This window comes from Pseudomonas sp. W15Feb34 (assembly GCF_023127765.1).
Taxonomy (GTDB): Bacteria; Pseudomonadota; Gammaproteobacteria; order Pseudomonadales; family Pseudomonadaceae; genus Aquipseudomonas; species Aquipseudomonas synxantha_A.
In genome coordinates this window covers 93,039-106,311 of the sequence record NZ_SPKN01000029.1, presented here as the reverse complement: position 1 = coordinate 106,311, position 13,273 = coordinate 93,039, and the positions used below count along the sequence as shown (strand labels likewise).

10 protein-coding genes are annotated in these 13,273 nt (G+C 58.5%); 2 read left to right on the top strand and 8 right to left on the bottom strand.

Translation table 11 applies throughout. From position 1 onward, the window contains the following. Window positions 1-41: 41 nt before the first annotated feature. From E4O97_RS14200 to sdhC, 5 genes are all read right to left on the bottom strand, one after another. Complete coding sequence (locus E4O97_RS14200) at window positions 42-2,873, bottom strand: 2-oxoglutarate dehydrogenase E1 component (RefSeq protein ID WP_216090962.1); 2,832 nt, start codon at window positions 2,871-2,873, stop codon at window positions 42-44. A gap of 261 nt (window positions 2,874-3,134) precedes the next feature. Next, window positions 3,135-3,839, bottom strand: a complete 705-nt coding sequence (locus E4O97_RS14195) for a succinate dehydrogenase iron-sulfur subunit (RefSeq protein WP_005786573.1) — start codon at window positions 3,837-3,839, stop codon at window positions 3,135-3,137. Window positions 3,840-3,850: 11 nt separating this feature from the next. After that, complete coding sequence (sdhA, locus tag E4O97_RS14190) at window positions 3,851-5,623, bottom strand: succinate dehydrogenase flavoprotein subunit (protein WP_005786572.1); 1,773 nt, start codon at window positions 5,621-5,623, stop codon at window positions 3,851-3,853. A gap of 3 nt (window positions 5,624-5,626) precedes the next feature. Further along, on the bottom strand, window positions 5,627-5,995 hold the full coding sequence (gene sdhD / locus E4O97_RS14185; RefSeq protein ID WP_003172805.1) for a succinate dehydrogenase, hydrophobic membrane anchor protein: 369 nt from the start codon (window positions 5,993-5,995) through the stop codon (window positions 5,627-5,629). Then, window positions 5,989-6,363 carry a succinate dehydrogenase, cytochrome b556 subunit gene (gene sdhC / locus E4O97_RS14180; RefSeq protein WP_003190005.1) on the bottom strand — a complete coding sequence of 125 codons (375 nt, stop codon included), beginning with the start codon at window positions 6,361-6,363 and terminating at the stop codon, window positions 5,989-5,991. The genes sdhD and sdhC overlap by 7 nt, the downstream gene beginning before the upstream one ends. Window positions 6,364-6,728: 365 nt before the next feature. On the opposite strand from sdhC, the gene gltA reads away from it, so the two are divergent. Further along, window positions 6,729-8,018, top strand: a complete 1,290-nt coding sequence (gltA, locus tag E4O97_RS14175; RefSeq protein WP_005786568.1) for a citrate synthase — start codon at window positions 6,729-6,731, stop codon at window positions 8,016-8,018. A 237-nt stretch (window positions 8,019-8,255) separates the two neighbouring features. On the opposite strand, the gene E4O97_RS14170 is transcribed toward gltA, so the two are convergent. The 3 genes from E4O97_RS14170 to E4O97_RS14160 form a co-directional block, all read right to left on the bottom strand. Continuing rightward, window positions 8,256-9,914, bottom strand: coding sequence for a cation acetate symporter (locus tag E4O97_RS14170; protein ID WP_005786566.1), 1,659 nt, complete (start codon window positions 9,912-9,914; stop codon window positions 8,256-8,258). Further along, window positions 9,911-10,222, bottom strand: a complete 312-nt coding sequence (locus E4O97_RS14165) for a DUF485 domain-containing protein (protein ID WP_005786564.1) — start codon at window positions 10,220-10,222, stop codon at window positions 9,911-9,913. The genes E4O97_RS14170 and E4O97_RS14165 overlap by 4 nt, the downstream gene beginning before the upstream one ends. Before the next feature lie 258 nt (window positions 10,223-10,480). After that, on the bottom strand, window positions 10,481-11,332 hold the full coding sequence (locus E4O97_RS14160; protein WP_032877092.1) for a glycine betaine ABC transporter substrate-binding protein: 852 nt from the start codon (window positions 11,330-11,332) through the stop codon (window positions 10,481-10,483). Window positions 11,333-11,665: 333 nt separating this feature from the next. Here E4O97_RS14160 and E4O97_RS14155 point away from each other — a divergent pair, with 333 nt between their 5' ends. After that, on the top strand, window positions 11,666-13,219 hold the full coding sequence (locus tag E4O97_RS14155; RefSeq protein ID WP_248161552.1) for a glycosyl hydrolase family 17 protein: 1,554 nt from the start codon (window positions 11,666-11,668) through the stop codon (window positions 13,217-13,219). The last annotated feature ends 54 nt before the right edge of the window (window positions 13,220-13,273 follow it).

Here is a 13,273-nt window from a genome sequence, read left to right as displayed (position 1 = left end):
CTGTAGGTCCTTAAAATTCGGTTTCAGTCAGCGCGAAGGCGTTAAACAGTGAAAGCATCTTGCAGCAGTTTTTCCTGCTGCTCGGCGTGCATCGACGCATAGCCACACGCAGGTGCAGCAGAAGCATCACGACCGGCGTACTCAAGGACCAAGGCCTTGTTGTGGTTGCCGATGCTGCGACGCAGATGATGCTGGCTGCTGTACCAGGCGCCCTGGTTCATCGGTTCTTCCTGACACCACACCACGTTCGTGAGGTTGGTGTAAGGCGCGATGATCTCCATGAGGTCATCTTCCGGGAACGGGTAAAGCTGCTCGATACGCACGATGGCGATGTCTTCGCGGCCTTCGGCACGGCGTTTTTCCAACAGATCGTAGTAGACCTTGCCGCTGCACAGGATCAGGCGAGTGACCTTGGCGGCGTCCAGTGTATCGATCTCTGGAATCACGGTCTGGAACGAACCTTGGGCCAGATCTTCCAGGGTCGAAACGGCCAGTTTGTGACGCAACAGCGATTTCGGAGTCAGCACGACCAGCGGCTTGCGCAGCGGGCGGATCACCTGGCGACGCAGCAAGTGGTAGATCTGCGCCGGAGTGGTCGGCACGCACACCTGGATGTTGTGCTCGGCGCACAATTGCAGGTAACGCTCCAGACGGGCCGAAGAGTGCTCCGGACCCTGGCCTTCATAACCGTGTGGCAGCAGCATGGTCAGACCGCACAGGCGGCCCCACTTGTGCTCGCCGCTGGTGATGAACTGGTCGATAACCACCTGGGCACCGTTGGCGAAGTCGCCGAACTGGGCTTCCCAGATCACCAGCGCATTAGGCGTGGTGGTGGAGTAGCCGTATTCGAACGCCAGTACGGCTTCTTCGGACAGGAACGAATCGTACAGGTCGAAACGTGGCTGGCCTTCGTACAGGTTCTGCAACGGGATGTAGGTGCCCGCGTCTTTCTGGTTGTGCAATACCGCATGACGGTGCGAGAACGTACCGCGGCCGATGTCCTGGCCGGTCATGCGGATCGGGTGACCTTCGAACGCCAGGGTCGCGTACGCCATGGTTTCGGCGTAACCCCAGTTGATCGGCAGGCCGCCGGCTTGCATCTTCTGACGATCTTCGTAGATCTTCGCCACCTGGCGCTGTACGACGAAGCCTTCGGGAATTTCCAGCAGCTTGGCGGACAGTTCCTGCAACGTCTTCAAATCGAAGGATGTATCGTGACGTGCAGTCCAGGTGTGGCCCAGGTACGGACGCCAGTCAACGAACAACTCTTTGTTCGGCTCCTTGACCAGGCTTTTCACTACATGCAGGCCATTGTCCAGCGCGTTGCGGTATTCATCGACTTTCGCCTGAACACGCGCATCGTCAACCACGCCGGCCTTGGTCAGGCTTTCGGCGTACAGCTCACGGGTGGTGCGCTGCTTGGTGATCTGCTGGTACATCAACGGCTGGGTGCCGCTTGGCTCGTCCGCTTCGTTGTGACCGCGACGGCGGTAGCAAACCAGGTCGATCACCACGTCACGCTTGAACTGCATGCGGTAGTCGACTGCCAGTTGGGTCACGAACAGCACGGCTTCCGGATCATCGCCATTCACATGGAGGATCGGCGCCTGGATCATCTTGGCAACATCGGTGGCGTACTCGGTGGAACGCGCGTCCAACGGGTTGCTGATGGTGAAGCCGACCTGGTTGTTGATGACGATGTGAACGGTACCGCCGGTCTTGAAGCCGCGAGTCTGCGACATCTGGAACGTTTCCAGGACCACGCCTTGACCGGCGAATGCCGCGTCACCGTGGATGGAAATCGGCAGAACCTTCTCACCGGTGGCATCGTTACGACGATCCTGGCGCGCACGTACCGAACCCTCGACCACTGGCGAAACGATTTCCAGGTGGGATGGGTTGAACGCCATGGCCAGGTGAACTTCACCGCCGGTGGTCATCACGTTGGACGAGAAGCCCTGGTGGTATTTGACGTCACCGGAACCCAGCTCGACCTTCTTCTTGCCTTCGAACTCGTCGAACAGCTCGCGCGGGTTCTTGCCGAAGGTGTTGACCAACACGTTCAGGCGACCACGGTGAGCCATGCCGATCACGATTTCCTTGGTGCCGTAGGAACCGGAACGCTGGATCAGCTCGTCGAGCATCGGAATCAGGCTTTCGCCGCCTTCCAGGCCGAAACGCTTGGTGCCCGGGTATTTGGTACCCAGGTATTTCTCGAGGCCCTCGGCCGCGGTCACGCGCTCCAGCAAGTGGCTGCGGACATCGGCGGACAAGACCGGACGGCCACGCACGCCTTCCAGGCGGTGCTGGAACCACTGGCGCTGCTCGGAATCGGTGATGTGCGTGAATTCAGCGCCGATGGTGCGGCAATATGTCTGCTGCAACGCTTCGTGAATTTCGCGTAGGCTCGCTTCCTCTTTGCCGATGAACAGGTCGCCGGCACGGAAGGTCGTATCAAGATCGGCATTGGTCAAGCCGTAATGATTGATCGACAGGTCTGCAGGTGCAGGACGCTGCCACAGCCCCAGCGGGTCAAGCTGGGCTGCCTGGTGGCCACGCATACGGTAGGCCTGGATCAGTCGCAGTACTTCAACTTGCTTCTTCTCGTGCTCACTGCTCACGCTGCCGGCGGAAACCGGTTGGGCGCGGCGCTGGTTCTTTGCCAGCAGCACGAACTGATCGCGAATTGTTGCGTGCGATACATCGGTGGCAGCGTTACCGTCTGCAGGCAACTTCTGAAAATAGGTGCGCCATTCTTCTGGCACAGCGTTAGGGTCGTGCAGGTAGAGCTCATAGAGCTCTTCCACATAGGCAGCATTACCACCGTCTAAGGTGCTGCTGTTCCACATGCGCTGCATCACGCTTTCTTGCATGCTTGGTCACCCTCATTTTGGGGACACCACCGGCGAATACACCGAGTTTGCTTGCAAAAGGCCAAGTGCAGCGACCAAAACAAGCCACTTAGGATCACGCTGATAGTTCGGGTACCAACCCGAATGCCCCTGCTTGTCTCATTTCTTCAAAATAAGAGCCGCGGCTTTGTAAGTCGCTGCTCAAGTTAAAACTACGGCGCCGGTTGAAGCCTGCGCCGCAGCATTTACGGGCACAACGGTCCTGCTTTACTACAACGTCAGTTACACGCCGCTGTGCAGCAGCATGTTACGGATGTGACCAATGGCCTTAGTCGGGTTCAGGCCTTTGGGGCATACGTTGACGCAGTTCATGATCCCGCGGCAGCGGAATACGCTGAACGGGTCATCCAGCGAAGCCAGACGCTCGGACGTCTTGGTGTCACGGCTGTCTGCCAGGAAGCGGTACGCTTGCAGCAGTGCAGCTGGACCCAGGAATTTGTCCGGGTTCCACCAGAAAGACGGGCACGACGTCGAGCAGCAAGCACACAGGATGCACTCGTACAGACCGTCAAGCTTCTCGCGCTCTTCCGGGGATTGCAGACGCTCGATGGCCGGAGCCGGCGTGTCATTCTGCAAGAACGGCTTAACTTTCTCGTATTGCTTGTAGAAGATGCTCATATCGACGACCAGGTCACGGATAACCGGCAAACCTGGCAGAGGACGAACGATCAGCTTGTTGCCTTTGACAACAGCAGACAGCGGCGTGATGCACGCCAGGCCATTCTTGCCGTTGATGTTCATGCCGTCGGAGCCGCAAACACCCTCACGGCAAGAGCGACGATAGGAGAAACCTTCGTCCTGCTCTTTGATCAGTGCCAGTACATCCAGCACCATCAGGTCTTTACCACCGGTATCGACCTGGAACTCCTGCATGAACGGCGCAGCGTCCTGATCAGGGTTGTAGCGATAAACACTGACTTTCAACATGGCAGCCACCCTTAGTAAGTCCGAATCTTCGGTTCAAACGTCGGCACCGTCTTCGGCGAGAAGTTCACGGCACGCTTGGTTACGCGCTTGTCACCCGGGAAGTACAGGGTGTGGCACAACCAGTTTTCGTCATCGCGATCTTCAAAGTCTTCACGAGCGTGAGCACCACGGGATTCTTTACGAACCTCGGCGGCGATCGCCGTCGCTTCAGCCACTTCCAGCAGGTTTTGCAGCTCAAGGGCTTCGATACGAGCGGTGTTGAACGCCTGGCTCTTATCGTTGATCTTGACGTTGGCGATACGCTTGCGCAGGTCAGCCAACTGGGCGATACCTTTCTGCATGTATTCGCCGGTACGGAACACACCGAAGTAGTTCTGCATGCAGTTTTGCAGCTCGCGACGCAGGGTTGCCACGTCTTCGCCATCTGTGCGCTCGTTCAGAGCGTTCAGGCGCGCCAGGGCCGCTTCGATGTTGGCGTCGGTGGCGTCATCGTATTCGATGCCGTCGGTCAGCGCCTTTTCCAGATGCAGGCCGGCCGCGCGACCGAACACTACCAAGTCGAGCAACGAGTTGCCGCCCAGGCGGTTGGCACCGTGAACCGATACACAAGCCACTTCACCTACCGCGAACAGACCATGGATGATCTCGTCCACGCCTTCGGCATTCTGGGTGATCGCCTGGCCGTGAATGTTGGTCGGTACGCCGCCCATCATATAGTGGCAGGTCGGAACAACCGGAACCGGAGCAACCACTGGATCAACGTGAGCAAAGGTCTTGGACAGTTCGCAGATACCTGGCAGGCGGCTGTGCAGCACTTCTTCACCGAGGTGATCGAGTTTGAGCAGTACGTGGTCACCATTCGGGCCACAACCGTTACCGGCGATGATCTCTTTAACCATCGAACGGGCCACGACGTCACGACCAGCCAGGTCTTTGGCGTTCGGAGCATAACGCTCCATGAAACGCTCGCCGTGCTTGTTGATCAGGTAACCACCTTCACCACGGCAACCTTCGGTGACCAGTACACCGGCGCCGGCGATGCCGGTGGGGTGGAACTGCCACATTTCGATGTCTTGCACCGGTACGCCAGCACGCAGTGCCATGCCGACGCCGTCACCGGTGTTGATCAGGGCATTGGTGGTCGAGGCGTAGATACGGCCTGCACCGCCAGTCGCCAGCACGGTAGCCTTGGCGCGGATGTAGGTGGTTTCACCGGTTTCGATGCAGATGGCGATCACGCCGACGAACTCGCCCTTGCCGTTCTTCACCAGATCAACAGCGTAGTACTCGTTCAGGAACGTGGTACCGGCTTTCAGGTTGCCCTGATAAAGGGTGTGCAACAGCGCGTGACCGGTACGGTCGGACGCAGCGCAAGTACGGGCAGCCTGCCCGCCTTTACCGTAATCCTTCGACTGCCCGCCGAATGGACGCTGGTAGATACGACCTTGCTCGGTACGCGAGAACGGCAGACCCATGTGGTCCAGCTCGAACACTGCGGCCGGGCCTTCCTGACACATGTACTCGATAGCGTCCTGGTCACCGATGTAGTCGGAACCCTTGACGGTATCGTACATGTGCCAGCGCCAGTCATCGTTCGGGTCGGCGGAGGCGATGGCGCAGGTGATGCCACCCTGGGCCGATACGGTGTGGGAGCGCGTCGGGAACACCTTGGTGATCACGGCAGTCTTGTGACCACCCTGGGCCAGCTGCAGAGCAGCGCGCATGCCCGCACCGCCGCCACCAATAATGATGGCGTCGAATGAAATAGTTGGAATGTTAGCCATGAATCAGATACCCCAAAGAATCTGCACACCCCAGACGAAGTAAGCGAACATCGCGACGCCGCATACTGCCTGGAAGAGGAAACGTACTGCAGTCGCGGACTTGCCAAGCGCCATAGGCGTCAGGTAGTCGGTCGCGATGGTCCACATGCCAACCCAGGCGTGTGCGCCCAGGGCTACAAGGGCCAGCAGACTGAAGATTCGCATCGCATTGTGGGAAAACAGGCCGTGCCACTGCTCATAGCCGATGCCCGGGTTTGCGACGAGGTATCCGATCAGAAAAATGAAATAAGCCGCGAGAACGACCGCAGACACACGCTGTGCCATCCAGTCATAGAGGCCCGAACGCGACAGATTCGTTACGCTGGTTACCATATCCAAACTCCTGCCAGAACGATCAGCACCACGGAAATGGCGATGATGATTTTCGAGCCCAGGCGGCCGCCTTCCAGCGTCTCACCGATGCCCATGTCCATGATCAAGTGGCGCACACCGGCTACCAGGTGATACAGAAGAGAGGACAGGAGGCCCCATGCTACGAACTTGGCCAGCGGGCTGGTCAAGCATGCCTTCACCTCGGCGTAACCTTCCTCGGAACCCAGGGATTTGCTCAATGCATAAAGCATGATGCCCAAGCCCAGGAACAGGATGATGCCGGAAACACGGTGCAGGAACGACGTAACGCCGGTGATGGGGAGTTTGATGGTCCTTAGGTCTAGGTTTACAGGTCGTTGGCTATTCACGGCTTTTTTTCACACTGAAGAGCCCCTAACAATCAGGGCAAAGTTGTTGGGGAGTGCGACTGGTCAGGTAAGCACCACCCAGGGAGTGCGACCCCCAATGAAAGCAAGCCCAAAAGCCCTTGGCGGTCGGTGGCCGAGTATAGACAGTTAGGTTACTAATGACAACGCGCACACCTCACCCTAATAGCTGATTGCGCTGGCGGGATAAAAGGCGTAAATGGCAGGCAATTTCGACGAAAAAGTACGGTTAAAGCCTTCTGGCGCAAGACTTTAGGCAAATTGACATCTGGATTTATATCAATATAGTGGTGCGGGCCCTGCGTGGGGGGTCTGTCTGATGATTTGAAGCATAAATAGGAGGCCACATGGCTGACAAAAAAGCGCAGTTGATCATCGAGGGCGCAGCCCCCGTCGAGCTGCCCATTTTAACCGGCACCGTTGGTCCCGATGTTATCGACGTACGGGGCCTGACGGCCACGGGCCGTTTTACTTTCGACCCAGGCTTCATGTCGACCGCTTCCTGCGAGTCGAAGATCACCTATATCGATGGTGACAATGGCATTCTGCTTCATCGCGGCTACCCGATCGAACAACTGGCTGAAAAGTCGGACTACCTGGAAACCTGCTACCTGCTGCTAAATGGCGAATTGCCAACAGCCGAGCAAAAGGCCCAGTTCGTCAGCACCGTGAAGAACCACACCATGGTTCACGAGCAGTTGAAGACCTTCTTCAACGGCTTTCGTCGCGACGCCCACCCGATGGCCGTCATGTGCGGCGTGGTCGGTGCCCTGTCGGCCTTCTATCATGACTCCCTGGACATCAATAACGCCGAGCATCGCGAAATTTCCGCGATCCGCCTGGTTGCCAAGATGCCGACCCTGGCCGCAATGGTTTACAAGTACTCCATGGGCCAGCCCATGATGTACCCGCGCAACGATCTGACGTACGCGGAAAACTTCCTGCACATGATGTTCAACACCCCGTGCGAGATCAAACCGATCAGCCCGGTGCTGGCCAAGGCAATGGACCGGATCTTCATCCTCCACGCCGACCATGAACAAAACGCCTCCACTTCTACCGTCCGCCTGGCCGGCTCTTCGGGTGCCAACCCGTTTGCCTGTATCGCCGCCGGTATCGCCGCACTGTGGGGCCCTGCCCACGGCGGTGCGAACGAAGCCGTATTGACCATGCTCGATGAAATCGGCGATGTATCCAACATCGACACGTTCATCGCCAAGGCCAAGGACAAGAACGATCCATTCAAGCTGATGGGCTTCGGTCACCGGGTCTACAAGAACCGCGACCCTCGCGCGACCGTCATGAAGCAGACCTGCGACGAAGTGCTGAAGGAACTGGGCATCAAGAACGATCCGCAACTCGAACTGGCCATGCGCCTGGAAGAGATCGCCCTGACCGACCCGTACTTCATCGAGCGCTCGCTGTACCCGAACGTCGACTTCTACTCGGGGATCATCCTCAAGGCGATCGGCATTCCAACCAGCATGTTCACCGTGATCTTCGCCCTGGCGCGGACCGTGGGCTGGATTTCCCACTGGAAAGAAATGCTCTCCAGCCCGTACAAGATTGGCCGCCCACGCCAGCTGTACACCGGCTACGAGTCGCGTGACATTACCAAGCTGGAAGATCGCAAGTAAGCACTTAGCGGTTTGCTTGTAATGAGAACGGCCTCCCTTAGCGGAGGCCGTTTTTGTTTGTGTGGCCTGATCTACCGCCATCGCAGGCAAGCCAGCTCCCACAGTCGATCGGGTTCACACAGTCAACCTGTGGGAGCCGGGCTTGCCCGCGATGAGGCCAGCCCAGGCAACACAAAAGACCCAGGCAAAAAAATACCCCGGCCTTGCGACCGAGGTATCTCTTATGCATCTGACGACTTAGTGATTAACCGCCCCACTCGCCCCCAGGCCAGTCTGCGAACGCACAAACTGCGGGAAATACAGCGCACGCTCCTTCTCTGCCGCCGCCGATTTGTCGGTGATGGAGAAGAACCAGATGCCGATGAACGCAATGATCATCGAGAACAGCGCCGGATACTCGTACGGGAAGATGGCTTTTTCATGGTGCAGGATCGACACCCAGATGGTCGGGCCGAGGATCATCAGGCCCACGGCACTGATCAAGCCCAGCCAGCCGCCGATCATGGCGCCACGGGTGGTGAGGTTTTTCCAGTACATGGAAAGCAGCAACACCGGGAAGTTACAGCTGGCGGCAATCGAGAACGCCAGGCCGACCATGAACGCAATGTTCTGGCTTTCGAACAGGATACCCAAGCCAATCGCCAGCACCGCCAGGGCGATAGTGGTGATCTTCGATACGCGAATTTCATCCTTCTCGTTGGCCTTGCCTTTCTTGATCACGCTGGCATACAGGTCATGGGACACCGCTGAAGCGCCGGCCAGGGTCAAGCCGGCAACCACCGCAAGGATGGTGGCGAAGGCCACAGCCGAGATGAAGCCCAGGAAGATACTGCCGCCCACCGCGTTAGCCAGGTGCACCGCCGCCATGTTGTTACCGCCAAGCAAGGCGCCTGCTGCATCCTTGAACGCCGGATTGGTGCTGACCAGCAGAATCGCGCCAAAGCCGATGATGAACGTCAGGATGTAGAAGTAACCAATGAAGCCGGTCGCATACAGCACGCTTTTACGTGCTTCCTTGGCATCGCTCACCGTGAAGAAGCGCATCAGGATGTGCGGCAGGCCGGCGGTACCGAACATCAGGGCCAGGCCAAGGGAGAATGCCGAGATCGGGTCTTTCACCAGCCCACCCGGGCTCATGATCGCTTCACCTTTAGGGTGAACCTTGATCGCCTCGGCAAACAGCGTGTTGAAGTCGAAGTTGACGTGCTTCATCACCATCAGCGCCATGAACGAAGCACCGGAGAGCAGCAGCACTGCCTTGATGATCTGCACCCAGGTGGTCGCCAACATGCCGCCGAACAACACGTACAGGCACATCAGGATGCCGACCAGGATCACCGCCACATGGTAGTCCAGGCCGAACAGCAGCTGGATCAACTTGCCCGCGCCAACCATCTGCGCGATCAGGTAGAACGCTACCACCACCAGCGAGCCACAGGCCGACAGGCTGCGGATCTGAGTTTGCCCCAGGCGATAGGACGCCACGTCGGCAAAGGTGTACTTGCCCAGGTTACGCAGGCGCTCGGCGATCAGGAACAGAATGATCGGCCAGCCCACCAGAAAGCCGATCGAGTAGATCAGGCCATCGTAGCCGGAAGTGAACACCAACGCGGAAATCCCCAGGAAGGACGCGGCCGACATGTAGTCACCGGCAATCGCCAAGCCATTCTGGAAACCGGTGATCTTGCCGCCTGCCGCATAGTAGTCAGCCGCCGACTTGTTGCGCTTGGACGCCCAATACGTGATGCACAGGGTGGCGCCGACAAACGCGACGAACATCACGATGGCCGAGACGTTCAGCGGTTGCTTGTGCACTTCACCGGTCAATGCGTCCGCCGCCCAGACGGCCGGAGCAAACAGCGAAGCGCCGAATATAGCCAATAGACGCCGGATCATTGCGCAGCCTCCTTGAGAATCGCATTGTTCAGGTCGTCAAATTCGCCGTTGGCCCGGCGTACGTAGATGCCAGTGAGAATGAAGGCAGACACAATCAGCCCGACGCCCAGGGGAATGCCCCAGGTAATCGAGGAACCGGGGCTGATCTTGGCCCCCAGTATTTGTGGCCCGTAGGCAATCAACAGGATGAAAGCGGAGTAAAGCCCTAGCATGATCGCCGAGAGAATCCAGGCGAACCTTTCCCTTTTCCTGACCAGCTCCTTGAAACGCGGGCTGTTTTGAATCGAGAGGTAAATGCTGTCGTTCATTGTTTTTATCCTCGCAGCACAGCTTTTTTATTATTTTGGAACATATCCACTGTATGCGGCTGCGGAAGAGGTTCCAGACGACCTTAGTAGTAGATCGAGTGTAGCGAGGGATGGCCAAAGCGCAGGAAGATTTGAGGCGGTGCGAAACCAATGTGGGAGGGGGCTTGCTCCCGATAGCGATGTGCCAGTCAAAAAATCTGTGACTGACCTACCGCTATCGGGAGCAAGCCCCCTCCCACAGGGGTGCATCAGTGGCTTTTATTTAGCGGTCCACTCGGCGACGCGCTCAGGGTGCTTGGCCACCCAATCCTTGGCCGCTGCGTCTGGCTTGGCGCCTTCCTGGATAGCGAGCATGACTTCACCGATTTCATCCTTGGAGGCCCACTGGAATTTTTTCAGGAAAGCTGCCACTTCCGGCGCTTTCTTTTCCAGGCCCTTGCTGCCGATGCTGTTGACGGTTTCAGCAGCACCATAAATCCCTTTTGGGTCGTCCAGGAAACGCAGTTTCCACTTGGCGAACATCCAATGGGGCACCCAACCGGTTACCGCAATGGATTCCTGCTTGTCTTCGGCACGTGTCAGTTCGGCGATCATCGCCGCGCCCGAGCTGGCTTGCAGTTTGTAGTCCAGGCCGTATTGCTTGATGGCGTCGTCGGTCTTGAGCATCACGCCTGAACCGGCGTCGATGCCGACGATCTTGTTTTTGAAGGTGGTGTCGGTCTTGAGGTCTTCGATGGATTTGGCCTTGACGTACTCCGGTACGATCAAGCCAATTTTTGCATCCTTGAAGTTGGGGCCGTAGTCGACCACCTTGTCCTTGTTCTTGGTCCAGTATTCACCATGGGTCACCGGCAGCCAGGCAGACAGCATGGCATCGAGCTTGCCGGTGGCGACGCCCTGCCACATGATCCCCGTGGCGACCGCTTGCAGTTTCACGTCATAACCGAGCTTTTGCTTGATCACTTCCGCCGCCACATGGGTCGTGGCAACGCTGTCGGACCAACCGTCCACGTAACCGATGCTCAGGGTTTTGCTGTCGGCACTGACCAGTGTGGAGCCCATCGCAACTACCAGCGTGGCAGCTGCGCCCAAGAGTCGTCGCATCTTCATATGTACTTCCCCGAAAGTGCTGCGCCCGACGGATGCCGAGCGACATCAACCTGTTGTTATGCGGTGCACCGCGCCCCCTTCACGCGCATCGATCCGGTTGCTGAGGCATCAGTGGAGTACTGACAGTTTTATCATCAACCTGCGTAGGCCTTTGCCCTGCTCTGTGGGCGACCTTGGTTGAGCAAGAAACGACATCACATCGCCAGCAGGACGTTTTGTAGGAGTTATCGTCAGAATCCCGCCCGAAGTTTGCATGTCAAAATTATGCAGCCGCACTGGCACGCGCCAAATCCGGGTAAGATGCGCGCCTTTGCTCCCCCAGATAAGCCGACCATGCCTGCGACTGCCCGCTTTCCTGCCCTGCCCTATTTTCTTGCCTTGATCCTTGGTGTGCTTGCCCTCGCCGGCTACTGGTATGGCCTCGGCCGGCCGGTAGTGCTGCCGGATGTGGCGAGCGCCAGCCACAAGTTGCAGTGTGCGTCCTACACGCCCTTCGACAAGGACCAGTCGCCGTTTGACCAGCCATTCAAGCTGCGTCCCGAACGCATGGATGCCGACCTGGCCTTGCTGGCCACACGCTTTGAATGCATCCGCACCTACTCCATGACCGGCCTGGAAGCCTTGCCGGACATGGCGCGCAAGCATGGTTTGAAGGTCATGGCCGGCGCCTGGGTCAGCAGTGATCCGGTGGCGACCCAGAAAGAAATCAACGAACTGATCGCGGCGGCCAACACCAATCCCGATATCGTCACTTCGGTGATCGTCGGCAACGAGGCGCTGCTGCGCAAGGAAGTCACGGCCAAGCAACTGGTGGCGCTGATCCATCAAGTCAAAAGCCAGATCAAGCAACCGGTCACCTATGCCGATGTGTGGGAGTTCTGGCTGCAACACCCGGAAATCGAGCCGGCGGTGGACTTCCTGACCATTCACCTGCTGCCGTACTGGGAAGATGAGCCGTCCGGCATCGACCAGGCGCTCAAGCATGTAGGCGACGTACGCCAGACCTTCGGCCACAAGTTCGCGCCCAAGGACATCGTGATCGGCGAGACCGGTTGGCCCAGCGAAGGCCGTCAGCGCGAGACTGCCGTGCCGAGCCGGGTGAATGAAGCCAGGTTCATGCGCGGCTTTGTCGCCATGGCCGAAGCCAATGGCTGGCGCTACAACCTGATCGAAGCGTTTGACCAACCTTGGAAGCGCGCCAGTGAAGGTGCCGTCGGCGGGTATTGGGGGCTGTTCGATGCAGACCGCCAGGACAAGGGCATCCTCGCAGGGCCGGTGACCAATGTGCCGTACTGGTCGTTGTGGCTGGGCGTAGGCGCCGTGATTCTGCTCGGTACCCTGGCGCTCGGTGGCCGCATTCGCAGCAAGCGCTCCGCGGTGCTCCTGCCACTGTTCGGTGCGGTGGCTGCCTGCTCCATCGGCACCTGGGCCGAACTGACCCGCGTCACTGCGCGTTTCAACGATGAATGGGTATGGGCAGGCTTGCTGGTGGTCTTGAACCTGTTGGTGCTGGCCCACGCCGCCCTGGCCCTCGGAGCCCGTGAGGGGTGGCGCGAGCGTGCATTCAACTGGCTGGAGCAACGCGCTGGCTGGCTGGTGGCGATTGCCGGGTTTGCGGGGGCGGTGATGATGCTGGCGCTGGTGTTTGACCCGCGTTACCGCAGCTTCCCGAGCGCGGCGCTGGTGCTGCCAGCCCTGGTGTACCTGGTGCGCCCGGTGACCGGGCCGCGTCGGGAGATTGCGCTGCTGGCCTTCATTATCGGTGCCGGCATTGCGCCGCAGTTGTACCGCGAAGGGCTGTTGAATCAGCAGGCCTGGGGTTGGGCTGTGGTCAGCGTGCTGATGGTTGCGGCTTTGTGGCGTTGCTTGCGAGTGCGCAAGGCTTAAGATCGCTATCGCAGGCAAGCCAGCTCCCACATTTGACCGTGCTCACAGATAGAA